We start from the raw sequence: 24,581 nt of genomic DNA, 5'->3' as shown, positions 1-24,581 counted from the left end.
AGAAGCTTGGAGCTTTAGATGACTCAACCACTAATTTGAGTTTTAGCTTTTATGGAATTCACAGATTCAGAAAAGACATTTTACTTGCTTCCGCCTCCTGAACCTACAATCCAAGCACCCTCTCCAGATCTGACAAAATACCACAAATCATTAACTTTAGCCAGTTTCTCCGATTTAGAAATCAATTCTTTAATCTCTAATTTTTTCATATGTATTCACCTCCTTCTAATTATCACTATTATACATGTAATTGTTATACAGACAAGTTAAAAATATGTGAAACCTATTAAATGATTGGATACTGCTGGGGATTAACGAGACTTTGATCAACATTGCTGAATCTTCGCCTAACAACTGAATATTCGTTTCCCTCATAGTGTTCTGACCATTGCTTTGCCTGAGCTGCATGACGAAGAGGTGTGCCGAGTCCGAAAATTGACAATGAGAAAGAATCTCAACTACAATAACAACAGCAATGATTATGCCTATGTGATTGTCAGGAGATGAGAGAAATGCCGCTGCAAGAACAGACAAGTCTATGGAGTGATACAACGATCAAGATGCTTGACGGGTATAGCGGTACTTTGCAGACAGGCAGCGTTTTACACGAAACGGATTTAACTTCAAATGTGCTGCTGTTGGCATATGGAGGCGAAGGGGAGCTTGCAATGGATGGCGAGGGTTGCCACATTGGAGCTTCTTTTGCCTGTCATGTGGTGAAGGGATCATCCTTTACGCTGACGGCCAGATCAGAGGACATTCATTATATTGTCATTATGTACAAGGCTTCTTCCATAGAGGGTGCCTCTCTTGTTGTACCTTCATATCGCAAGCACCCGTTGCGCAGGTCATTTGTTCAAAACTCGGCAACCCATGCGGAATGGATCGAAAACGCCGAAAAAATCGTTGCCAAATGGCGCCGCGGTGAAGGACTGGAACGTTTCTATGCCAACGCTTTGCTCCAAGGAATGATCTACGAGTTGATCATGGAGTATGAACGTGGTCAAGGGGGAGCGGAGTCCGACATGGTGGATGTAGTCGCTTCTTATATCACATCGCACTATCGTCAGAATTTGGAGCTAAAAGAGCTGGCAGCCCTGGCGGGCTGTAGTGTAAGACAGCTGCAGCGCCGCTTCAAACAGGAGAAGCAGCTCGGACCGATGGAATACGTCATTCAGCTGCGTATGGAAAGTGCCTCACGCATGTTGCGTCATACGGATGCCTCCATCGGTGAAATTGCGGACAAAATGGGCTATCGCGATATGTATTATTTCAGCAGAGCATTTAAAAAATATAATGGCGTCCCACCGCTACATTACCGGCATGCCGCCGCTTCGAGAAGAGATGCAGACTATGCGAATGCCTTGCTGCAAAATCGCACAGCTTCTTCCTATGAATCAGCTGAAGGTCCAGTCATCTGCCATATGCGCGGGGAGTACACCGTCACCGAAATACCACAGCGTATCGCTGTCCTTGATGTTCAATATGCTGATCATTTGCTTGCACTGGGCTTGTCTCCGGTAGGAAGTGTCGGACTAGGAAGTACCGTGTTATCGTTCCCTCAATCACTCCGGGCAGGACTCCAGCATACAGCATTACTTGGTACGTATGAATACCCCGATCTTCCGGCGGTAGAGCGACTTGCGCCAGATCTGATTATTTGCACCGAGGTGCATGATCAGCATCATGAATGGTTAAGCCAGATCGCTCCAGTGCTCATGTTCAAGCGTAATGAAAACTGGCAGACCATCCTGAGTCTATTCGGTGAACTGACAGACAAGCGAGCCGAGGCTAAGCAGATTATCGCGGATTATCATCGCCGAACAGCTTTGCTGTCCGAGGAATTGTCCTCTGTACTGGCAGGGAAAAGTGTGGCATTGATTCGTCCACTGGATTCCCTCGTGCGCGTCCATTCTGCTGCTCATCGCACAGGCGCTGTGCTGTACCGTGATCTGGGTCTGCCCGTTCCGTTGTTTGTAGCAGATACCGCCGACACGGCCTATCATATCTCGGTTGAGAGATTACCGGCAGTACAAGCTAGCCACTACTTTTTACTGAGTAATGAGCTTATGCAGGATGGGATATCTGCGACAGAGCAACGTGTCTGGGGGATGCTTGATGCGGATGAGCGACAGCAAATACACTCGGTAGATGCTGCAACATGGATCGGCTGTTATGGGCCGACAGGTATTAATGGGATAGTGGATCAGATTGAACAGGCGTTGTTGGCTTGATAGGTAGTTGTTGGCGCTAGCCCGCTTGCAGCGAAAGTTGGTACGCGCTACCTTTCAAAAAGTTGATATGTTCCAAAAGCATCGGAAGGCCGTCGGATTCCCCATGGATGAAGAAGGGCCTTTTTGTTTTATTACTATAATAAAGGACTCACTGCATACTCGCACTCTGTACAACCCTGCATATATTCAGCGTATTTAAAGCCCGTAGGAGCGTATGGATACGGGTTTGAGAAAACTAATAAATCTCCCTTATTCGCCAATTTCCTTTCGCAATTGTAACAATATGGGTTATCATATACGTAGTTCAGGCACTAGTAGGAGGTGATTCAATGAGAAAAAATATTGCAATAATCATACTAATGGTTGGATTGATAATAAGCATGTACTTCAACTATCAATTCAAAGCGTACAAAGACAATCAAGAAGTTGATTACGCGGTTAAACTAAATCATGGAACTCAAATTGGTATAAAAGAATCCATGTACAATTTAGATAATGTGATAAAAAGCTTAGAGGACGGCTCTTCCAAGGAAACAGTCATACATGCCTTAGGAAATGTGGCAGTATCTTTGAAAGTCGGTGAAGAATCGTTCGTCTTTCTGAATTCCGACTTTAGGGAAGATCAATTATCATCAACCGATTTAATTTATAATGTGTTTAAAGATATGTATACGTATATAAGTGTTGAAATCACAGACGACATTTTATCGAATAAGATATCGCTAGAAAAAGAATCGAGAAATCAACTGATTAAGGATATTGGAGTGCTTAAACAAGATTTGGAGTATATCGATAGTCAATTTAACGAGGATATTCTGAAAGAACAAAGTCCTAAGTGGATTGAAAATAAGTGGAAAGAGTTAATAGGAGAGATTGTAAATCGAAATACGGATTATAAGTTATATGAAAGAATGAAAACGAAATATAATCTATAATGAGTTCGTGAGAGACTATGGATATAGGCGGATAACCCCGCCACCAACTAACTGTGCTCATGTAGCCGCACCCTTTCAGGTGCTTTTAAGCCGGTGGTGGGTTAGCATCTACGAAACGACATCAAACCATAAGGAGGCCAATTTCGTGATTAGATTGTGTAAAAGCATGGATACGGATGTAATGTATCAGATTATTAATGATGCAGCAAAGGCATACAAAGGAGTAATTCCTGACGATAGGTATCATGAGCCTTATATGACATTGGAAGAGCTAAAGTGCGAAATGAACGATGGTGTAGTATTTTGGGGGTTTGAAGAAAAAAATCTATTATTAGGAGTTATGGGAATTCAAGATAAGGGTGATGTATGTTTAATTAGACACGCATATGTACGAACAGACCAACGGAATAGCGGAATAGGTACGAAGCTTTTATCTCATATGGTGGCTTTAACAAATAAACCGATCTTAATAGGGACATGGGACTCAGCTGAATGGGCTAAGAAATTTTACTTAAAGAATGGTTTTAAACTGGTATCACCCGATGAGAAGAAAAAGCTATTAAATACCTATTGGAATGTTCCAGAAAGACAAATTGAGACCTCTGTAGTCTTATGCGATAGCAAGAGGGCCACTTGAAAAATTTCAGAATATACAAGTTCAAATTATATTAATAGTAGTTTCGTATAATATCATATTCCCACGCAGGGGCTTGTGCCCCTTGATCTGCCCGTAATATTTCTGTGGAATGGATAAGCAGGCACATCCATCCCTAAGATAAGTGCTATCTAAAGGGGCCGTCGTGATGCTGGAACATTCCAGAAATTAATAAATCAAAATTCAAAAAGAGTTTTTTTCCTAAAACCGCTTATGTTTAGTTCTGGACGCTTAAGTGAAAGACTACAAGGAGGGACATAATGAAGCTTTTTCGTGGAAAAGAAGCCTTAAATCAAGGTACTGATCTTATAAAACCTTCAATATATACGCCTCTTGGAACAATTAAACTTTCACTTGCTGCCTCTGGCGAATGTTATCTTCCTACTCACTGTTCTCAGCTCAAACATGGCGGATCACTCTACCAGTATTACTACGACTCGTTTGATTGCGAGTTAGTGCTCTGTAATCTGAACCATAATCTTTCTTCACCTCAGGAAGTAGACGAATGCTGGGGAGCCGTATTTAGAATCAAACCCAATGCATATCATCAGATAAGCACTTGTAGCTTTTCTGCTTTGTGGAAAGAGGGATATAGCTGGGAAGATTACGGATCTGACACGGGAGAAAATCTTGAAGCTGTCGAATATGAGAATGAACAGTACCGCTTACACATAGGAACACAAGAAGAACCACTGATAATGGGAAAAAGAAACCAAGGTGATAGGACTCCTAAATCTCTTGCTTTGAACTTTGCTTTTGAGAAGTGTAGTTTTGTCTTACATTCTGATCAAGGCATTGAAGTATCTATGACAGAGATTGATTCCCACCAGATATGCCAAGGACATTTTTTAATAGCTTGGAAGAGAAAAATAGAAGAGGATATTTCTACTTGGTTAGCTGTAGACCAGCCCACAAAAGAAATCTTAAAGGGAGAAGATATTTGGTAAACGATAAACGAAAATAGTATATAAAGACCAAGAGATACAACTTTGAGCAAGTGGTGAAAGAGTTGTAGTACTTTACATAAAAATAGAGGATGAATTTTAATATACTTCTAAGGTAGAAGGAGAGAATGTAAATGAACAACATAAACTCTCATAATTGCAACCTAAATATAAGGTATGATCTGCCTGATGAGGTGTGGGATAAAGTTTCTAAAGTATATGAGACTATGCCAGGGTGGATTGGTTATAAAAGTGGAATTCCATATTGGTTTGGAACTGAAGAGGATGATGTCTTCATTGAAGCATCCGTTGAGCCTAGTGGATTATCATTTTATGCACAGATGGATGATAATGATTGGAATGCCTGGATAGAAACATTTAAGTTGGAAGCGACAAAAGTGTTGGGTTTTGATGTTGGTGAACCTGAAGATGGATATATGTGATGAATGAACGAGGGTGTGAGATTCATAGGCAGTGAATACCGCCGCTGGGTGGCATAAGTGTCTGGATGTGTTGGTGCAGATCATCAATGGTAAGCCCATTCAGTGTCTTGATAACTCAACTGAGCTGCGTAGCATCTATAGTGAAGCATTTAAGTTGGAGGATATAAACCAATAAAATGATCTAAAAGGATAAAAAGAAAAAATGATAAACTCTATTAGTATTGATGAACGGAATGGGACCACATTTAATGAAGAGATAGTTATGAAACCTACATGGGCAGACAGTTTACGTTTTTTGAGAAAACTCGATGGAGATAAATTTACATTAGTTTTTTTTGAGGTAACAGACACAGGTTCAGCACTAGTTGGAGGCGGACCGGAATATTTTGTAGTGTCTATTACAATTGATGAACATATATATACGCTTATGAATGATAAGCAGGGAAATAGTGAAATTTCTCTAGTTATTGGTGGTCAGTTAGGAAATTATTGCGATAACATTTGTATAGAATTAATACCCATGCTTGAAGTGCTAAAGTATTTTTATGAAACTGGTAAACTACACGAATCACATCAATGGATGAAAGAATAATTACTGGTCAGTTAGGGTTCTCGGGCTCGTAAACACCAAAGGTTATATGCAATTGTATTAGAAGAGTTGGAGTAGGCGAGATCCTTACATCAATTCTTAAAGAGGTGAAACTCCTGAAAGACAAAACCAAAGTGATGGCCTATTTTTGTTTATTTGGGGATGAATTCGATCCGAATCATGTAACTTCAATACTTAGAATCGAACCTACCAATACGGCTTACAAAGGCGACATAATTAACAAAAAGCATCGAATAAAAGAAACATAATGGACATTAGGTACGGATTATGAAGAATCATTAGATGTAAATCACCAATTAATAAAAGTAGTCGATATGTTAAGAAACAAAGTAAAAGAGATCAACTCGATTCGGATTGAACATCAATTAAGAATAAAATTTTTCATTGTAATTAGAATAGAAGAGGGGAAAACGCCTGCTCTTTATTTCGATTCTGATTTTATTGAATTTGTTAATATGATTCATGCTGAAATTGATGTTGATTTATATGCAAATCCATATAATGAAGAATTAGAATAAGAAATAAAGTTTGTAAGACACGCTTCCAAGGAATGGACATCAGATAACATTATGTAGGAATAAACGAACCTTAGGGCTCATCAATATCGGATAACAAAGTGTTTATGATGTGGGAGAGGCTTCCTTTTTGTTGTAAATAGTGGTATTTCTCTTAAAGGAGGATTTTAAATAATGAGAAAACGACATTCTATTGAAAAAGCGGAGTGGTCAGAAACAAGAGAGACCCATTATCACAAAGACTGCAAGGATATTGTATTTTCATTTGGCGATAGACTCATTGAAGTGGATGGCACGGTTTATTTGAAACGAAAAGAAGTCGAGATTAAGGTAATAAAACCTCTTAAACGAAAAACATTCTGGTATGAAACTTGGCTAAAGATCAAAGAAATCTACAGTACATAGTCTAATGAAATTCAACATGATCGCTTAAGAGCCAGTGAAGGTTGATTAATCATTGGTGAGTAATATCTGGAGGTAATTGAATGACGATAATTTGTCTGGAAGGTGCCAGTTCTGTAGGTAAAAGTACCACTTGTCAGCAGTTCGCTACACAATATGATGCATTTATTGTTCCAGAAACAGGGCTTCTTTTTGAATCTCCTCAACTTGACGGTAAGGAACTTATGATGTGGTTGCTGGAGAGACAAATCGATAGATGGCATATAGCATATGAGAAGAATCAACAACATGAGTATGTGATTTTGGATGGCGATGTATTTAAGATTTGGTACAGCTGGATATATGGTTATGAGCACCTATCTTTAGATGAAACAGCGAACTTTTTTAGAGAGAAGTTATTGAAGAATGAAATATCATTACCGGATGCTTATGTACTATTCTGGGCTGAAGAAGATGAGCTGCGCAAGCGAAAGGAGATGGATCAGACAAGATCTAGAAGAAATTTTGATAAACATCTACGCATGATTGAACCTCAAATGAGATATTTCCATTATCTTAATGAACTGGTACCAGGATATGTAGGGATTCATAAAGCAGAGACTGTAGCAGATAATATACATCATATTGTAAAGCATAGCGAGACATTACCGGACATAAAAAAACGCGAGATCGAAATCTTTGATAGAGTAATTGATTTTTACAAGAGTACTACTCCTTAATCTTAGTGTGGCTTTTGATATCAGATCTCAAAGCTATTCTAGCTGTGTCTTGGATAACTGACCAAATACTGCGATCAAAGAAAAAGAAATATACGAGGTGCGTTATGGGCGTAAGAAAAAAATATAAACGTAAAATCGTTCGCTCCAATCGATTATTTTATTGGTATGTTGAACCGGATATTGACGATGAAGGAATAATCAAATTACATATCGTTTCTGAGGATAAGAAGTTAATCGTCACTTATGAAGTGGGACAACACAGTATTAAGAACAAGCCCCCATTTATAGTCATCATCGGAGAAGAATTTGAAGGCTGGACAACAGAATATATAGGATACAGGAGAGTATTAACACCGAAATGGAGCGATGAGATCATCACGCCAAAATGGATAGGTGAAATGATTGATTGGAGTCTCTTGAAAGATAAAGAAAACCCCTAAATTCCTCTAGCGAAGAAATAATTTAGTGTGTAGATAAATTCCTGCCTAGCTACAACTGTGAATGAGCTGCTACGGGATATTTCTCTATTATTTTGCATCATTGTTACACAGGCCTGATCTTAAAATTCAATTGATGAAGATGCATTAAAGCCTTTATATTTTCTTGGAATTGAAGAACCTAACTTTGTTATTAAATGGGCTCAGAACTGTGTCTGTGAGATAGACAATAATGTTTATTATACATCTAAACAAGGAAGAATCTGGATTGCAGATTACTTGATAAATAATTATGAAATTATATCAAGGGTTTTTGAAAAAAATAGATTTTGAAGATAATGCTGATAGAGCAGCTGAAATAGTAAAGTGAATGAGAAGGGTAATAAATTAGAGCGAAATTAATAAACAAAATCGTAAATAGAAGAGACCAAGGGAGAACCACACTTGAAGATAAGATTCGAAGAGGCCAGATACATCCTATAACATAATATTATGCGAACCATTTTTTGCTCCCTCAGAAATTCCCGAATCTCCTGATGTGCAAGAATTCCCCCGCTTTCTCCACTTCGTTTTTGTGGCTCTGTCTTCGCATAACTTGAATTTTCTCAGCTAAGATATGCGAACCAGATGCTGAAAATAGATAAGTGAAAAACGAGATGCACGAACATGTTTTTTTTATTTATACGAAGCTGAGATTTAAAGCAAATTCATATTTAAATGGTATTCAAGTGTGTGATTTCTAGCATTAGAAGTAGCGAAAGATGCAAAGTATTTACAGTGCAACTCCATATGAATCGCTCATTGAACCGTTAATGCTTTCTTGGTTCCACCTTTTGGAAAATTTTCGCGTTTCTTATCTGCACCAGATAAAATTAACCAAGCCGTGAGCCCAAATGGGCTGACGGCTTCACGAATGTAGATAGTTGGTCCAAAGAACTGAAGTTTCTTGAAGAATGAATTTATATATAACCTTTTATGTTGCAATGGAAGTACTGGTTTTCTTAATCAAGTATGAATTGTCGTCTGAGTCTAGGAAAATCGCTATTTTCTCATCACGAATTTCCTGGGTGAATTGCTCGACCCTTTTATCGGTGAGTCGCTGTTTTTTGTAAAAATCTAGTATATGTCCTTTCATATTCAAGTTCTCGACACCTGCCGGACTGCTGATCGTAACAATCACCTTCGAGGCCTTTATGAGGAGCCAGTATCCATTTCGGTCCTCTTTTACATAGAAGTCTTGTTTGAGGTATTTTTGTATTGACTGCCATTTTCCTTGCACCTCTTTTTGCTCCGACGGCACATACTCAATTCTTTTCACTGTACACTGTTTATGTTTCTTTTGCTTACTCATGGGATGAAACCTCCTTTAGTATTTGCTTGAATTATATTATAGAGGCATTCGAATCCCATAGAACGAAAAACCGGATGCTAGTTGTTACTATCCCCAAAAAGCCTTAAGTATCTTCCTAGCTAAGTCAATCCGCCCGTCGCTCCAGTCTTTCTGTTCTGTAAAAACTGTGAAGGGGTTGTATTCTTCCTGAACGAAGGAAGCCATTTCGTCAAGCTCGAACTCGAATTCGTCTAAGTCATTCATGGTAATCTTCTTTACCAATAGAATAGTATACAGAATATCTCTTGCCTTCTCGGATTCCTCTATCATATCTCCGAATACATAAGGGATCCAATCCCTTTGTTTAAGAAGGAGACGATTTTGGAGGAACATTGTCTCGTTGCGAAAACCTTGCACAAAGTATGATGCTGGCAGCCAGGGATACTCTTCGAATCCATACTTTTGCATTGTCACAACCAGATCATATGTCATTTCTATTTTCATGCGATTTTGAATATCATAGAAATCAATCGCGTTGCGAATTGTCTGCTCAGGTGATAGTCCTGACCTCTTCATTAGATCTTGCACATAATTGTCGTAGTCACAGAAAATCTCTCTAAATCTTGCTCTGCTTATCTTTCTGCTGTCGGCCATACGGCCTTCCTGAAGCGCCACAACGATTGACAAAGATCCGTAATTATTTATTTGCTGCATCTGCAACGAGGTGTACTGATACCCCTCCTGTGGTATAACATTTCGTTCAAATTCCAAACCTAAATCTTTATGCAGTCTTTCACGTTCTTTAAGCATCTTATTATTCATTCTCTTTTTTCGCTCATATACTGGTTCGATATCTTCATAGTCCGGTTTCGATTGTACAGCGTGATGATACAACGCTGCTGTGGGCAACTTATTGCGGTAATGACCGATTAGTTTTTCAAACACAATTTGTGCAATTAAGTCAGTTTGGCTAATGTATCCATTAAATAATACTTTGTCGGTTACTATCTTATCAATTGATTTGGCTATAGCTTGTTTTACTTCTTTGATTTTCACTGCTTGTCATCTCCCTCTATTTTGGTCGCTCGCTATAAATACGTAGCTTTAACTACAAAAAAAATTCCAATTTATCTGTTGATTAACATAAAAAGCATAACATAGAATCATGATGTATTTAATATAAAAAACCAAAAAAAAGGATTATTATTCCAAAAAATGATCATGAAGAACTGAACTATCTTGGGGCATAGCAGTCTTTGCAGTGAAGATTGCGCTGGACGGTGATAATGGGATGGATTTGGTCACAATTGATGCAGACCTTGAAGAGGTGATTCGCTCTGTCTTTGGGGATATGAATCAAATTGAATACCATTTAGAAAAGATTAAGTATGAGGATGGAAGCTTAAAAAATAAAACGGTTACAACGTATGAAACTGTTTTCTATATTACGATTACAAGCCGGACAGCTGAGGAGCAAGCAGCAGAATATTCATTTGCAAACGATCAAAATTAACTTATGGAGGAACTGCTTTCAAAGGAGTTTAGACCTTTTATGTTTGCATTTTAGACTAGGACAGTGATACAGGCTTATCTCAAGAGCAGTTTGCTTTGGTTTATCGAAATTTGCCAGAGGGGGAGCATGGAGTAGAGGCTGTCAAAATGGCATTGACCCAATTGGGTGACCCACATAGCTTGCCCAAGGCTGGGATGAATCGCTAAACAGATTATAGCTACCTTGTACAGTGGGTTTATAAGCAATTAAATTAAATATTCAGTTGCCATGTACTGCGGCAGAACAGGCACGTTATATTGTAGCTCATAATCCTGCAATTCAATATGAAAATTTAGCTCCGGGTGATTTGTTTTTTTGGAGCTATGAACGCAATGGTCGTTTTATGGATATAACGCATGTAGGTATTTATCAGGGGATGGCAAGGTAGTCGATGCCTCTTACAGCCGTGGGCAGGTGGTTTATCGGAATTGGTTTAATGGGGATAAGCAGGTGATTTATGGGCGTCCTCTCTAATGCGCTACTAAGTTCTTCGATCTATTGGATGACAGACTTATTTGCATTAATTATGATTGATTACTTGGTCCTATGATATAATGGAAAGTGTGTAGCAATTTCCAACAGAAGAGGTTTTGCAAGATAATTTCTCACATGTACTTTGCGGAGGTATAGCTGTGAAAATACTAAACAATACAACGGAAATCGTAAAAGATGACTTGATTAAAACCATTATTCCTGGCAGTCGCATTTCTGTTGCGGCAGCCTGTTTTTCAATTTATGCATACCAGGAGCTGAAGAAGGAACTGCAATCTGTTGAAGAGTTGAGGTTCATCTTTACTTCGCCTACTTTTATAGCAGAGAAAACTCAAAAGGAAAAGCGAGAGTTTTATATTCCGCGCCTTGGTCGAGAAAAAAGTCTTTATGGTACTGAATTTGAAATAAAATTGCGTAATGAGTTAAAACAGAAGGCTATTGCGAAAGAATGTGCAACATGGATTCGTAATAAAGTGAAATTTCGGTCTAACGTTACAAAGGACAGTATGAATAACTTTGTAAGTGTAGAGAATGAATCAGAGAAGTTTGCTTATGCACCAGTAAATAGTTTTACTACTGTAGATCTTGGTAGTGAACGTGGAAATAACATTAGCAATATGGTCATTCGCACAGAACATCCTGGTAGCGGAGAATTTCTTGAGTTATTTAATCAGGTATGGAATGACAATGGGAAGCTAAGAGATGTCACTGAAGAAGTCATTGAGAGCATTTCTGCTGTTTATCAGGAAAATCCCGCAGAGTTAATTTATTTCATGACACTTTATAATATTTTCAGTGAATTTCTTGATGATATTTCGGAGGAAGTATTGCCAAATGAGGCTATTGGATTTAAACAGAGCATTGTTTGGGGGAAGTTATATAATTTTCAGAAGGACGCAGCTCTTGCAATTATTCATAAATTGGAACAATACAATGGATGTATTCTAGCTGATAGCGTAGGGTTAGGAAAAACTTTCACTGCCTTGGCAGTAATCAAATACTATGAAAGTCGTAATAAAAGTGTACTTGTTCTTTGTCCGAAAAAGTTGAAAGACAATTGGATGACTTATCGTGGACAATTGATTACCAATCCTTTGGCAAAGGATCGACTCCGATATGATGTTCTCTATCACACGGATTTATCACGTGAGAGAGGCGATACTGCGATTGGTTTGCCTATTGATCTTATAAATTGGGGTGCCTATGATCTAGTTGTCATTGATGAAAGTCATAATTTCCGTAATGGTGGCGAACTGAGCGGCAAAAATAACGAGAAGGAGAATCGCTACTTGCGACTGCTCAACAAAGTAATACGTAGCGGTGTGCAAACCAAGGTTCTTATGCTTTCGGCTACTCCGGTTAATAATCGTTTTTATGATCTGCGTAATCAATTAGCCCTCGCCTATGAAGGCTATTCTGAACAAATTAATGATAAACTTAATACCAAGTCGGACATAGACCTTATTTTCCGAAATGCACAAAAAATCTATAATGCTTGGAGTCGGTTGCCGATAGAAAAACGCACAACAAATGAGCTATTATCACGCCTTGATTTTGATTTTTTCGAGGTGCTTGACAGTGTAACTATTGCTCGTTCACGTAAACATATCCAGCGTTATTATGATACGAGTGAGATTGGTAGCTTTCCAGAGCGAAATAAGCCAATCTCTGTACGTCCTAAATTAACGGATAAGGTCAATGCTATCAATTATCAGGAAGTCTATTTACAGATTGCGGAATTAAATTTGTCCATATATACACCATCAACATATATTCTTGCCAGCAAGCTGAGTAAATACATAGACCCAGACTCTGAGCATGCACGGACTATTTCTCAAACTGGACGTGAACAAGGAATCCGTCGCTTAATGAGTATTAACTTATTGAAACGTATGGAAAGTTCTGTGCATTCTTTCAAACTTACTATACAACGTATTCATAACCTGTATTCTGATACTCTACAGCAGATAGAAGCTTTCATACCAGGCTCCCAAATTACGGTTCAGGATGTTGCAGAAGGGAAAGATTTTGACCTTGATGATCAAAATAATGATATGTTCAATGTGGGCAAAAAGTTTAAGATTGATCTACGTGACATGGATTATCTTTCATGGCAGAGAGATTTAAAAGCCGATCTTGACATACTTGAGCTTTTAATTCTCATGATTGAGGATATTACGACTCAATACGACTATAAGCTTAACGAGCTTTTTGGTGTTGTGCAGAGGAAAATTGATCATCCGATCAATAAAGGTAACCGAAAAATAATTATTTTCACAGCTTTCTCTGATACGGCTCAATATCTTTATGAGAATGTTAGTAAATTTGTAAAAGAAGAATATGGAATTAATACCGCACTGATTAATGGGAGTGTGGATGGGAAGACGACCCTCCCACGTTTTCCAGCAGACCTTAATAGCATACTGACCTGCTTTTCTCCTGTGTCTAAGGAAAAGGCGTTGGTTATGCCAAACAATAGCGATGAGATTGATGTACTAATTGCTACCGACTGTATTTCTGAAGGACAGAATCTTCAGGATTGCGATTATGTAATTAATTACGATATTCATTGGAATCCCGTGCGCATCATTCAGCGCTTTGGGCGCATTGACCGTATAGGCAGTAAAAATAGGCTAATTCAGCTTGTTAATTTCTGGCCGGATTTAACGTTGGATGAGTATATAAATTTGAAAGAGAGAGTAGAAGCACGAATGAAAATATCTATCATGACTTCTACTGGCGATGATGACTATATCAATCAGGAAGAGAAAGGAGATCTACAGTATCGACGACAACAGTTGGAAAAGCTGCAGAACGAAGTTGTAGATTTGGAGGAAATGAACTCTAGCCTCTCGATTTTGGATTTGGGCCTTAACGAATTCCGCATGGATTTGTTGGCATATCTGAGAGGGAATCCAGACATCGACCACACACCGTTTGGTATTCATGCTGTAGTACGGGGAGATAAACCTGGCGTCATTTTTGTACTCAAGAATATAAACCATGGAGTTAATAGTGAAAGTCAAAATCGGTTACATCCGTTTTATATGGTGTATATGGGTAATGATGGTGAGGTGATTTGTAATCACTTGCAACCAAAGGATACATTAGACATCATGAGGCACCTTTCACGTGAGAAAACTACTCCAGAATTAGATGTCTGTAACACTTTTAATCATCTCACAAAGGATGGTCGAGATATGCAAAGTGTATCTCAACTATTGGAGCAAGCCATTTCCTATATTATAAATGTTAAAGAGGAAGTTGACCTTGATAGTTTCTTTGGGAAAGGACAGACAACTTTTCTTTCTGGTAGTGTGACAGGTCTACACGATTTTGAGCTGATTTGTTTTATGGTGGTGATTTCGTGATCTCGTTTCCTTCTTCTGCGAAAGTAAATCGTATTCTTCCTAAAGAAGCATTTTATAAACATCTAAATCTATCTGGTGAATTAAAAGGAAAATTTGTATCTGACCTCCAGCGAGTTACTTTGGAGTATTCTCTTACAGCGCAAACGCTCAATTTGGAGCTTTGTGAAGCGGTGGACGAAATTTTACTGCTTATTGTAGAATTAAAAAAGCGTGATGCTGATCCTCGATTATTCGAGGTTATTGCTCGCCAGAATTCTCATCGAATGATCTTTCTTCTGCGTTATGCAGGACAGGTACGCCTTTCCATCTATTACAGTAAGCTCTATCAAACCCAATGGCAGCCAGAAGAGGAGCTAACCCTGCAAGCCCGTGGCATAAATCTAGAGGTGGTTTGGGAGGGGTTTCTTGAACAGATTGCATTGCAAATCAAGCCCACCCAAACGTCGGGAAATATTGATATGCGCCTAAGACGTCAAGAAACACAGCAACGTCTACAACGGAAAATCGAGAAAATCGAGCGCCTGACTCGAGCAGAGAAACAGTCCAAAAGGAAATTTGAGCTGTATCAGCGATTGCTGAAGTTGAAGAAGGAATTGGAGGACATCACATAATGGACAAGTTGAAAATGCATAGTTCTAATAAAGTGAATGAAAATATAGAAAAAATTGCAGCCTTATTTCCTAACTGTAAGACAGAAGTGGTTAAGGGACACCGCGAAGACGGAACTCCCATTATCGAGTACACTATTGATTTTGACATGCTGCGTCAAGAGCTATCTGATGTAGTGGTGGAAGGGCCTACTGAACGTTATCAGTTTACTTGGCCGGAAAAGCGAAAGAGCATTCTGGCAGCCAACGCTCCGATTGCCAAAACCCTACGCCCCTGTCGGGAGGAGAGTGTAGATTTTGATAACACTGAGAATCTCTATATCGAAGGCGATAATTTGGATGCCCTCAAGCTACTGCAAGAAACCTATTTGGGTAAGGTTAAATTGATTTACATTGACCCACCTTATAACACTGGCAATGATTTTATATATGAAGATGATTTTTCAGAAAGTGCTGAAAAGTACATGGAGCACAGTGGTGATTATGATGATGAAGGTAACCGTCTTGTTAAAAATACGAGTACTAATGGCCGCTTTCACACTGACTGGCTAAATATGATTTATCCAAGGCTCAAGCTTGCGAAGGACTTGCTAATCGATGACGGGGTTATCTTTATTAGTATTGATGATAATGAAGTGGAAAACTTGAGAAAAGCCGCTGATGAGATATTTGGTACGGATAATTTTGTAGCAAATATTATTTGGGAAAAGAAGTATGCGCCTGCCAATGATGCAAAATGGTTGAGCGACAATCATGATCATATTCTGTTATATGCAAAGTGCAAAAGTATATGGCGTCCGCAATTGTTAGCTCGTAGTGATGAAATGAATAGCAGATATACTAACCGAGATAATGACCCTCGTGGTGTATGGAAAGCTGCTGATATGACAGTGAAGTCTTACTCTTCAGCTTATGATTATCCTATAACAACCCCTAGTGGAAGGGTTGTAACTCCTTCTCAAGGGAGGTGCTGGAATACATCTAAAGAAAATTTCGAAAAATTAGTTGCTGATAATAGAATTTGGTTTGGAGAAAAAGGTCATAATGTTCCAGCAGTAAAAAAGTTTTTGACAGAGGTTCAAGATGGCATAGTTCCAATGACGCTTTGGAAGTATGAAGAAGTGGGACATAATCAAGAAGGGCGACAAGAAGTCAAAAAACTATTTGATGATAAAGGATACTTTGATGGGCCTAAACCGACTAAACTACTAAACCGAATATTAACAATTGCTAATTTAAAAAGAGATTCTATCGTCCTTGATTTCTTCTCTGGTTCTGCTACCACAGCCGATGCAGTCATGCAGCTTAACGCTGAAGACGATGGCAATCGTAAGTTTATCATGGTTCAATTACCGGAAGAAACAGAGGAAAAAAGCGAAGCCTACAAAGCAGGCTATAAAAATATTTGCGAAATCGGAAAGGAGCGTATCCGCCGCGCTGCAAATAAAATTCGCAAAAAAAATCCTGAGGTCAAATTTGATGGAGGTTTTCGCACACTAAAAGTTGATTCTACAAATATGGAGGATGTGTACTATAATCCTACTAAGATCGAGCAGGCTGCACTGTGGGATTTAGCAGACAACATCAAGCCAGATAGAACCCCAGAAGACCTGCTGTTTCAGGTGATGTTAGATTTGGGTGTACTTCTCTCATCCAAAATAGAAGAAGCTGTAATTGGTAGTAAAAAAGTGTTTTTCGTTGCGGATGGCTATTTATTGGCATGTTTTGATGATAACGTAACTGATGAAGTGGTCACTGAAATTGCCAAACGGAAGCCCTACTACTTCGTTATGCGAGACAGCTCCCTTTCTTCTGATAGCACCGCTACAAATTTCGAGCAGATTTTTGCTAGTTATAGCCCTACAACTATAAGGAAGGTACTGTAAATGTGGAGAAGTATGTAAGGAAAAAGTTTACATGCCGTTTTTGTGGAAAGCTCGTGTATGTTGATGGATTTTCTCATGTTCATGAAGGCGAGCGTCTAAACATAAGTGTGTTTAGTCAAGGAGCTGAGATCGAAAGCTATGTATGTAACGAATGTGGAAAAGTTAGTATTTTTTTAACATCAAAGCATTATGGTTCCGATGGAAAAGAAACCACTGCGGTTAAAAATAGAATAGCTGATAAATATATCTACCCTTTAGATGAACCTCCAAAAAAGATCAAGTATGTTCCAGCTAAGTATATGAATGAGTATAACGAGGCATCGTGGGTAAAGGAGATTAGTCCTAAATCTTGCGCCCTTGTATGCAGAAGAATATTGGAAATGATTTTACAAAATGAATGTGGATGTACAAAATTTAATTTGTCGCAAAAGGTTGAAGAATATATAAATAATGGATTTGTACCTAACTTAACAGAAAAAGCGATGCGTTATATTGTTGGCGCAGGAAATGCAGTTGCTCATCACAAGAAGAATGAAAATGATGATTTAATTAGAATTAATCGTAAAGATTGTGACAAATTATTGGAAGCATTAGAGCTGGTATTTGAACATATTTTTGTGCAGCCTAAGAAGGAAGAGCAAATGGAAAAGAACATACAAAGTGTTACACCGAAAAAGTGAGAAGGTGAATTATTTGCAATTTCAATTTAAGATACAACCCTACCAAACTGATGCAGTGAACAGTGTGGTTAACATTTTTTCAGGCCAACCTTATCAAGAAAGGGTTCGCTATGTTCGTGATCTTGGTATATCTAAGAATGAGAAACCACAACAAATTAATCTTTTTGCAGAATCTGAAATTGTAACGGAAGATGAAATTGGGCGCGGTTTTGAGAACGCCCGTCTTCAACTATCGGACGAGCAGCTTTTGCTCAACATTCGTAATATGCAGGTACGTAATAATATTAAACAGTCGGAATCTTTAGTAAAGCATATGGGGCGCTGCTCTCTCGATGTCGAAATGGAGACCGGCACGGGCAAAACTTATGTATATATCAAAACAATGTTTGAGCTGAATAAGCTATATGGATGGAGTAAATTTATCGTTGTTGTTCCCTCTATTGCTATTCGTGAGGGTGTGAAAAAGTCATTTGAGATTACACAGGAGCACTTCATGGAGTATTACGGCAAAAAAGCCCGTTTTTTCATTTATAATAGTAAAAACCTGATTGAGCTGGATAACTTCAGTTCTAACGCTGGAATTAATGTGATGATTATCAACGTGCAAGCATTTAATGCCCGCGGTGCAGATGCACGCCGTATATATGAAAATTTGGACGAATTTGGTTCTCGTAAGCCCATTGATGTTATTAAAGCCAACCGACCGATCGTAATTTTAGATGAGCCGCAAAAGATGGGGGGGGACAAGACGCAGGCAGCGCTAGGTGAATTTAATCCTCTTTTTTGTCTCAACTATTCGGCCACTCATCTTCAACATCATAACTTGGTTTACGTGTTGGATGCACTGGATGCTTACAATAAAAGGTTGGTGAAAAAAATTGAGGTAAAAGGTTTTGAGGTGAAAAACTTTCGTGGAACAGACAAGTATCTTTTTCTTGAAAATATAATAATCTCACCTAAAAAGCCGCCTATGGTAAAACTAGAGTTGGAAATTAAATATCAAAAATCTATAAATCGTGAAACCAGAATTCTTGGTGTGGATGATGATTTATATGAAGTTTCTAACAATATGGAGCAATACAAAGGATTTCTAATTAATGAAGTTGATCCTGTTCGTGGTATCGTTACCTTTACAAACGGAGAAAGTATTGCCCGCGGTGAGGTAGTTGGTGATGTTTCCGAGAGGGACATGCGTCGCATTCAAATTCGTGAGACAATTATATCGCATTTTGAAAAAGAAAAACGTAATTTTGAGCTTGGCATCAAAACCTTATCTTTATTTTTTATTGATGAAGTAGCAAAATATCGTATTTACGATGGAGAAGGACACGAAATCAATTCGGAATATGGCTCAATTTTTGAGCACGAGTACCTTTCTATTCTGAATGATTACATTACTATTGAAGATACGCCTTATATACGATATCTAAAGGAAAAATGTAGTAACGAAGCCAAGGTTCATGCTGGCTATTTCAGTATTGATAAAAAAGGACGTAAGATAGATAGCGGTGTTAAACGTGGAAGCGATGAAAGCGATGATACATCTGCTTATGATTTAATCCTTAGAAACAAGGAACAACTGTTGAGCTTTAATGAGCCAGTGCGATTCATCTTTTCTCACTCTGCACTTCGTGAAGGTTGGGACAATCCCAATGTGTTTCAGATATGCACTCTGAAACACAGTGACAGCACTACGCAAAAGCGGCAGGAGGTGGGGCGCGGTTTACGTCTTGCGGTAAATCAGAATGGTGATCGCATGGACGAACAGTTTTGTGGTGCAAGCGTGCATGACATCAATATGCTAACTGTTATTGCAAGTGAAAGTTATCGTCAGTTTGTTACTGATTTGCAAAAGAAGATCAGAGAAGATCTCTACGACCGTCCATCTAAGGCAACACAAGAGTTTTTTATTGGGAAAACTATCATGTTTGGCGAGCAGCCGGTGGTATTGGATGCAAAGCAGGCTAAAGATATTTATCGTTATTTGCTAAAAAACGATTATATTGATGATGAAGATAACGTAACCGATATCTACCGTGCTGATCAGCAGAATCACTGTTTGGCATCGTTGCCAGAGGCACTTGTGCTAATGACAGAGGGAATCCATCTGCTCGTGCAAAGTGTGTTTGATGATAGCGTGTTAAAAGATATGATAACTAACGGTAATCAAACGAAAATCCTGGAAAATCCGTTAAACGATAACTTCTACAAAAAAGAGTTTCAAACGTTGTGGGGTTATATTAATCATCAGTATGCGTATACCGTGCAGTTTGACAGTTCGGAACTAGTTGAAAAAGCAGTTAAACATGTAAATGATAAAATGTTTGTGACCCGTCTTCAGTATACTGTGACTGTTGGTCGTCAGACGCGAGACATAGATGAAAATGCAGTAGAACGTGGTGACAGCTTTACTGGCGAAAGAAGTCGAACAGAAACACTTAAAAATGCTCAAGTTAGTCAAATCAAGTATGATTTGATAGGAAAAATTGCAGAAGGTGCTACGTTGACGCGGCGTACTACTGCCGCTATTTTGGCTGGTCTGGAAAAACCCATATTTGCGATGTTCCGTTATAACCCAGAAGAGTTTATCTCAAAAGCAGTCAGACTGATAAAAGAGCAAAAGGCGACTATGATTGTGGAACATATTACCTATAATCGCACAGAAGATTGCTATGACAGTTCAATCTTTACATCTGAGAAGGGTGGGGATTTTACCAAGGCGTTGCGTGCACGAAAACATATTCAGGACTATGTGTTTACAGATGGATCTGCAGAAAAAAGTATTGAGCGTAAATTTGCTGAGGATATGGAAAGAGCGGAGGAAGTATGCGTTTATGCTAAGCTTCCAAAAGGCTTTTCAATTCCTACTCCCGTAGGTAATTATTCGCCGGATTGGGCTATTGCATTTAATGCTGGTACTGTAAAGCATATCTTCTTCATCGCTGAAACAAAAGGGACGATGGATAGCCTGAATCTCCGTCCTATCGAGCAAGCTAAGATTGCTTGTGCTAAGCAGCTATTTAATGAAATATCATCCGAGAATGTTAAATACCACGATATAGACAGCTATCAAAGCCTACTGAACATTATGGAAAAAATACAATAATGTAATTTACCCTTCTATAATTGGTGTCTATATTATGTACTATATGTTGGGTGAGGGAGGAGAAACGGGAATTTCTTTCGTTCGTTTCTCCTTTGCTGTTGTATGGATTCTTTATTTACAATAGCTCCTTGCTAATTTTGGTTTTATTTGGTATGGTGAGGATAGCGGTGCCCCACATGGACTATTTGAGAAATGTGGCATATAAGAAATTGATACTTATGTGCAGGCGAAATGACAGGAATCTTGACGTTGTCGTTTTATGGCAAGGTCTTTTTTGTTTAGCCAGGTGCTGACTTTATTTCATGGAGGTATGTAAGGAAATGAATAAAGTGGTCCCGCAATTTGAGAACGTAGCTATGAATCGTCAGGAGCGAAGAAAGAGACGGAAATTGATAATTGCAGCACTTGGTTTGACGAAAGCTGGAAAAACATCGTTTATTACATCGTTAGTAAAAAAACTTGAAAAGATTATTACACTGTTTCTGGGGGACAAGAATAGGACAAAAGTTACTGTAGATTATCATTTGATCTCCTCCTTAACCTCAGAAGAGCAAGATTTAATGATTGAAGATATTCAATTTCGAATCTCTGCTATAGCAAAATCAAATGATTTTTCAAGTTTCGAACAATTTAATGATGAGGTTCAGAAAAATCCAATATATAAAATACTGAACTTGCAGGCCATTAATGAAAATGAAAACTTTGAAGTAAAGCTACGAGAAATGTTAGACCGTTTTCAAGAGAGCATAACTCCAAAGGATTTAGCGAAAATATTAAATACTGAAGGCATTGATGAATATATAAAAAAGATTACTGTTTTAGTTGAGGCGGCTGAAAATCTTGCTAATGTCCTTGACGAGCTAGAGATTGACTTATACATGAGAGATACTAGAGGTCTTATGGATTTAGCGCTTAAAAAGCAAGAAGATGGAACCAAGATTACCAACATTAGATCGTTAAGTGATTTAGGGCTTGATGGATTAAGTGGAGTATTATTTTTTTGTAGTCGTGACGGTTATACAAATAATATTCTTCAAATTTATGAAGATACGCTTAAGAATGTTTTTAAGTCAGTCCCCATTTTTCTTATTAGAAGAAGTGAAGTTCTTCCTCTAGCTTGTAAGGTCCAAGGTACACCTACCAATGTCGAAGAAACGGTAGAGCTTATTCAAACAATTCAGAATGGTAAAAACAATTTATTTCCAAACTATGAATTGGATAACTTTCAGACAACTTTGAAGTTATTGAATGATTTAAATATTACTTATTTGAAGCAGAATCAATATATGTTTAAGGACTCGTATTTTGATCAGAAAAGAATGGAGTTTTTAGTACCTGATTCAGCTTCTTTAACTTCGGCTAGTACAGTCAATGATACTGTATTTGATATATTTTCTGAAGATTACAATTTATATAAATTGTTTAGTATGGCGTGCATGAGTCAGGTGTTGGAGATGATTACTGAACTCCATAAGTTTATGGATCGAGTAGTAAGTGATGGTATTACTAAATATATACAGTCTAATAAACAATATATAATAAATTTGATCACTCAAGATTTAGGGAAATATGATTTAGATGGTGTAGATACTGGAATTGTAAGGCCACAGTTAGAGGCGTATACTAGCAAACATTTATGTGATTTAATAGTTGACTCAAACTATGAAGTTCTGGGACCAAGAGGCGGAATCACAACTCCTAGAAATGGTGTTTTGCGTTATGCGCCTACTGCTGTTCTAGCTGTATCATCAAAAAGAGCAATTGACCACCTCATTGAAAAAGTATCTGAGATAAACATCATTACATCATCGTTAAACAATATATCATTAGATAAGCAAACTAGTCTTATTAAAAAGGCTTTGAATTTTATATTATATCGAAATTTCGTTGACATTTATGCAACAGTCCAGAACTATGTGATTGTGCCAAGAGGCTCTGCAAAGAAAGCGATATACAGTACAAGAGAGCTAGGAGTGCCTACAAGTATACCTTTGGAGACCGCGGTATCGTTTATACTCGATGAGTTCTGCAATATCCTTGAAAGCTCCGATGTTAGAAGACTGTTTACGAATTAGGTGACATATTCTAACCGATCTTAGAAGAGTGAAATTCTAAGAGAAATAAAGATATATCCAAGTTAAAAGAAACCACTCGGCAGAGCACTTCAGTGACGCTGTGTGGTTTCTTTTAACTTTATGAGTGTTCTAAAGATCATCCTCCTAAGGTATGAAAAAACTTGTAGTCTATTACCTTATTCTTACGTTGTTCTAAAAGAACTGGATCAGAGGAGTTAAGCAGTGCCTCCTGTTCGTCCAAGTAATCTTTTAGTTCCTTAATAATTGAGGAGGTAGCTTCTTCAATAGCGCGTTTTGTATCGTTTCAGTAATTGTTTATTCCCTCCGTATATTGTGAAGCTATTTCTTTATCTGAGAAGAGTTTAACAAACCTGCTTGGCCAATCTTTTTTTCAGCCGTCTCCAATAAGTGAACTAACAGCTAGCCATGTTAGGGCCGCAAGTGCAATTCCGATTGTTATTGGCCCACCGATTGCTGCGACAAACGACGCTGCGGCTGCTGTTCCTCCTACTGAAAGTGCCAAGAGCTGAGAGTAGACTCACTCCTTTGACAACTATATCCTCCTAAGGTTTCCAACAGTAGCCTCCCATAGCCCAACCGTTTGATTTTAAAGGAGCTCTTGCTGGTGGAATTGCTAGTGCATCTGTTCACGGTGGCCCGCCAAGAGTTCTCTCAAAGTTTTCAAAATAACTTGTAAGTTGATTATTATATTCTTGAGAGCTTCGTTTCAAAAAATCTTACATTTTAGAATAGTAAGCATCTGACACCTAGCATGACTCACATAAAGGATAAAATATATTTTTGCCGAACTATGTTTGTAGAGAGGGGTGCAAAATGGTAAGCCATTCTAACGGAAGACAAGTGTTGGTCTCAAATATTGCTTCTAAGAAATATCGTGTTTAAGAACTCGAACGTATAAGAGGCTATCCGGGCTTGTCCAACAAGGAAATTGAGAATAACATCGCTAAGGAAAAGGAAGAAATTAAACCATTATAGAGCCAACTATCTTAAATCATTTAAAATTTGTTTAGCATCCTTCGGGGTGTTTTTACTTTCGTTTGTTATGTGAATAAAATCTAGGAGATATCTTTTTTGTTTGAAAACAAATATCGAATATCGTTAATCTAAATTTGATGTAAAGATAATTCTAATAAAATTAAATTGTTATTACTAATCAAGGCGATATATTAACATGCGAACTTCCATTGCAAGCGTAAGGATACAGACAAGATTAAGGTGATCTTAGTCTAGTTGTTTCTTAATCACTTTCTTCCCCAAGCAAATACCCCACAGATACTTCTAAAGCCTTAGAAATCATCACCACTTCATAATCTTGAACGAGACGATATTGCCCCTCCAATCGTGAAAGACTGGTCTGACTGATATCCAAGCCCAATGTTTGCAATTTGGCTAGGAATTCTCTTTGTTTGATTCCTTTACTTTTACGGATAGCTACGACTCGGGAACCGATAATATTTTTGTCGCCAGGTGGTTCTTGTCTATGCTTCATTATGTACACCCCTCATTTCAACCAAATTGTATGAGAAATAATGGTTGTTTTAATGCGGATATCGAATTAAAATAAAA

General features: G+C 38.2%; 20 protein-coding genes and 1 pseudogene. 17 read left to right on the top strand and 4 right to left on the bottom strand.

Annotated features, from left to right (window positions below; translation table 11 throughout):
* Positions 1-80: 80 nt before the first annotated feature.
* A complete protein-coding gene (locus C170_RS14310) occupies positions 81-209 on the bottom strand; it encodes an epipeptide YydF family RiPP (protein ID WP_036610589.1) in 129 nt (42 codons plus the stop codon).
* Positions 210-512: 303 nt separating this feature from the next.
* On the opposite strand from C170_RS14310, the gene C170_RS14305 reads away from it, so the two are divergent.
* The 10 genes and pseudogenes from C170_RS14305 (at position 513) to C170_RS14260 (ending at position 7,897) form a co-directional block, all read left to right on the top strand.
* Positions 513-2,234 carry a helix-turn-helix domain-containing protein gene (locus tag C170_RS14305; protein WP_036610586.1) on the top strand — a complete coding sequence of 574 codons (1,722 nt, stop codon included), beginning with the start codon at positions 513-515 and terminating at the stop codon, positions 2,232-2,234.
* 329 nt (positions 2,235-2,563) lie between these two features.
* Complete coding sequence (locus tag C170_RS14300) at positions 2,564-3,169, top strand: hypothetical protein (protein ID WP_036610583.1); 606 nt, start codon at positions 2,564-2,566, stop codon at positions 3,167-3,169.
* A gap of 145 nt (positions 3,170-3,314) precedes the next feature.
* Positions 3,315-3,806 carry a GNAT family N-acetyltransferase gene (locus C170_RS14295; protein WP_036610581.1) on the top strand — a complete coding sequence of 164 codons (492 nt, stop codon included), beginning with the start codon at positions 3,315-3,317 and terminating at the stop codon, positions 3,804-3,806.
* A 278-nt stretch (positions 3,807-4,084) separates the two neighbouring features.
* On the top strand, positions 4,085-4,771 hold the full coding sequence (locus tag C170_RS14290) for a hypothetical protein (protein WP_036610579.1): 687 nt from the start codon (positions 4,085-4,087) through the stop codon (positions 4,769-4,771).
* A 131-nt stretch (positions 4,772-4,902) separates the two neighbouring features.
* The gene (locus C170_RS14285) at positions 4,903-5,211 is read left to right on the top strand and encodes a hypothetical protein (protein WP_036610576.1); all 309 of its coding nucleotides are present in this window, start codon (positions 4,903-4,905) and stop codon (positions 5,209-5,211) included.
* A 262-nt stretch (positions 5,212-5,473) separates the two neighbouring features.
* Positions 5,474-5,803, top strand: coding sequence for a hypothetical protein (locus C170_RS14280; RefSeq protein WP_155985072.1), 330 nt, complete (start codon positions 5,474-5,476; stop codon positions 5,801-5,803).
* Between the two features lie 134 nt (positions 5,804-5,937).
* Positions 5,938-6,339 (top strand): annotated as a pseudogene (locus C170_RS14275) (DUF4279 domain-containing protein).
* 171 nt (positions 6,340-6,510) lie between these two features.
* Positions 6,511-6,741, top strand: coding sequence for a hypothetical protein (locus C170_RS14270; RefSeq protein WP_036610572.1), 231 nt, complete (start codon positions 6,511-6,513; stop codon positions 6,739-6,741).
* A gap of 80 nt (positions 6,742-6,821) precedes the next feature.
* Entirely contained in the window at positions 6,822-7,457 is a 636-nt protein-coding gene (locus C170_RS14265) for an AAA family ATPase (protein WP_036610570.1), read from the top strand.
* A gap of 104 nt (positions 7,458-7,561) precedes the next feature.
* Positions 7,562-7,897, top strand: coding sequence for a hypothetical protein (locus C170_RS14260; RefSeq protein ID WP_036610568.1), 336 nt, complete (start codon positions 7,562-7,564; stop codon positions 7,895-7,897).
* Positions 7,898-8,867: 970 nt separating this feature from the next.
* On the opposite strand, the gene C170_RS14255 is transcribed toward C170_RS14260, so the two are convergent.
* Together C170_RS14255 and C170_RS14250 are read right to left on the bottom strand one after the other, a co-directional pair.
* On the bottom strand, positions 8,868-9,245 hold the full coding sequence (locus C170_RS14255; protein ID WP_036610564.1) for a hypothetical protein: 378 nt from the start codon (positions 9,243-9,245) through the stop codon (positions 8,868-8,870).
* An 87-nt stretch (positions 9,246-9,332) separates the two neighbouring features.
* Positions 9,333-10,280, bottom strand: coding sequence for a hypothetical protein (locus C170_RS14250; protein ID WP_036610561.1), 948 nt, complete (start codon positions 10,278-10,280; stop codon positions 9,333-9,335).
* 205 nt (positions 10,281-10,485) lie between these two features.
* On the opposite strand from C170_RS14250, the gene C170_RS14245 reads away from it, so the two are divergent.
* The 7 genes from C170_RS14245 to C170_RS14215 all read left to right on the top strand — a co-directional run bounded on the left by C170_RS14245 (position 10,486) and on the right by C170_RS14215 (position 22,994).
* Complete coding sequence (locus C170_RS14245) at positions 10,486-10,737, top strand: hypothetical protein (protein ID WP_036610558.1); 252 nt, start codon at positions 10,486-10,488, stop codon at positions 10,735-10,737.
* 671 nt (positions 10,738-11,408) lie between these two features.
* Complete coding sequence (locus tag C170_RS14240) at positions 11,409-14,639, top strand: helicase-related protein (RefSeq protein ID WP_036610555.1); 3,231 nt, start codon at positions 11,409-11,411, stop codon at positions 14,637-14,639.
* Entirely contained in the window at positions 14,636-15,250 is a 615-nt protein-coding gene (locus C170_RS14235) for a DUF4391 domain-containing protein (protein ID WP_036610552.1), read from the top strand. Before C170_RS14240 ends, C170_RS14235 begins: the two co-directional genes overlap by 4 nt.
* A complete protein-coding gene (locus tag C170_RS14230; RefSeq protein ID WP_200868502.1) occupies positions 15,250-17,133 on the top strand; it encodes a site-specific DNA-methyltransferase in 1,884 nt (627 codons plus the stop codon). The genes C170_RS14235 and C170_RS14230 overlap by 1 nt, the downstream gene beginning before the upstream one ends.
* Positions 17,134-17,135: 2 nt before the next feature.
* Entirely contained in the window at positions 17,136-17,813 is a 678-nt protein-coding gene (locus C170_RS14225) for a DUF4145 domain-containing protein (protein WP_036610549.1), read from the top strand.
* A gap of 13 nt (positions 17,814-17,826) precedes the next feature.
* Positions 17,827-20,919, top strand: a complete 3,093-nt coding sequence (locus C170_RS14220) for a type III restriction-modification system endonuclease (RefSeq protein WP_036610546.1) — start codon at positions 17,827-17,829, stop codon at positions 20,917-20,919.
* 320 nt (positions 20,920-21,239) lie between these two features.
* Positions 21,240-22,994, top strand: coding sequence for a hypothetical protein (locus C170_RS14215; RefSeq protein ID WP_036610544.1), 1,755 nt, complete (start codon positions 21,240-21,242; stop codon positions 22,992-22,994).
* Positions 22,995-24,252: 1,258 nt separating this feature from the next.
* Here the strand turns inward: C170_RS14215 and C170_RS14210 are convergent.
* Positions 24,253-24,504, bottom strand: a complete 252-nt coding sequence (locus C170_RS14210) for a helix-turn-helix domain-containing protein (protein ID WP_036610541.1) — start codon at positions 24,502-24,504, stop codon at positions 24,253-24,255.
* Between the last annotated feature and the right edge of the window lie 77 nt (positions 24,505-24,581).

Source organism: Paenibacillus sp. FSL H7-689 (assembly GCF_000517905.1).
In the GTDB taxonomy this organism is placed as follows: Bacteria; Bacillota; Bacilli; order Paenibacillales; family Paenibacillaceae; genus Paenibacillus; species Paenibacillus amylolyticus.
The sequence above is the reverse complement of the archived record's forward strand: the minus strand, read 5'-3'. Positions and strand labels throughout refer to the sequence as shown.

Bases quoted from the DNA above. Each gene is read 5' to 3' on its own strand.
- C170_RS14270 (WP_036610572.1), top strand. From the start codon at position 6,511: ATGAGAAAACGACATTCTATTGAAAAAGCGGAGTGGTCAGAAACAAGA.
- C170_RS14255 (WP_036610564.1), bottom strand. From the start codon at position 9,245: ATGAGTAAGCAAAAGAAACATAAACAGTGTACAGTGAAAAGAATTGAG.
- C170_RS14230 (WP_200868502.1), top strand. From the start codon at position 15,250: ATGGACAAGTTGAAAATGCATAGTTCTAATAAAGTGAATGAAAATATA.
- C170_RS14310 (WP_036610589.1), bottom strand. From the start codon at position 209: ATGAAAAAATTAGAGATTAAAGAATTGATTTCTAAATCGGAGAAACTG.
- C170_RS14290 (WP_036610579.1), top strand. From the start codon at position 4,085: ATGAAGCTTTTTCGTGGAAAAGAAGCCTTAAATCAAGGTACTGATCTT.
- C170_RS14305 (WP_036610586.1), top strand. From the start codon at position 513: ATGCCGCTGCAAGAACAGACAAGTCTATGGAGTGATACAACGATCAAG.
- C170_RS14265 (WP_036610570.1), top strand. From the start codon at position 6,822: ATGACGATAATTTGTCTGGAAGGTGCCAGTTCTGTAGGTAAAAGTACC.
- C170_RS14215 (WP_036610544.1), top strand. From the start codon at position 21,240: ATGAATAAAGTGGTCCCGCAATTTGAGAACGTAGCTATGAATCGTCAG.
- C170_RS14280 (WP_155985072.1), top strand. From the start codon at position 5,474: ATGAAACCTACATGGGCAGACAGTTTACGTTTTTTGAGAAAACTCGAT.
- C170_RS14285 (WP_036610576.1), top strand. From the start codon at position 4,903: ATGAACAACATAAACTCTCATAATTGCAACCTAAATATAAGGTATGAT.
- C170_RS14300 (WP_036610583.1), top strand. From the start codon at position 2,564: ATGAGAAAAAATATTGCAATAATCATACTAATGGTTGGATTGATAATA.
- C170_RS14260 (WP_036610568.1), top strand. From the start codon at position 7,562: ATGGGCGTAAGAAAAAAATATAAACGTAAAATCGTTCGCTCCAATCGA.
- C170_RS14210 (WP_036610541.1), bottom strand. From the start codon at position 24,504: ATGAAGCATAGACAAGAACCACCTGGCGACAAAAATATTATCGGTTCC.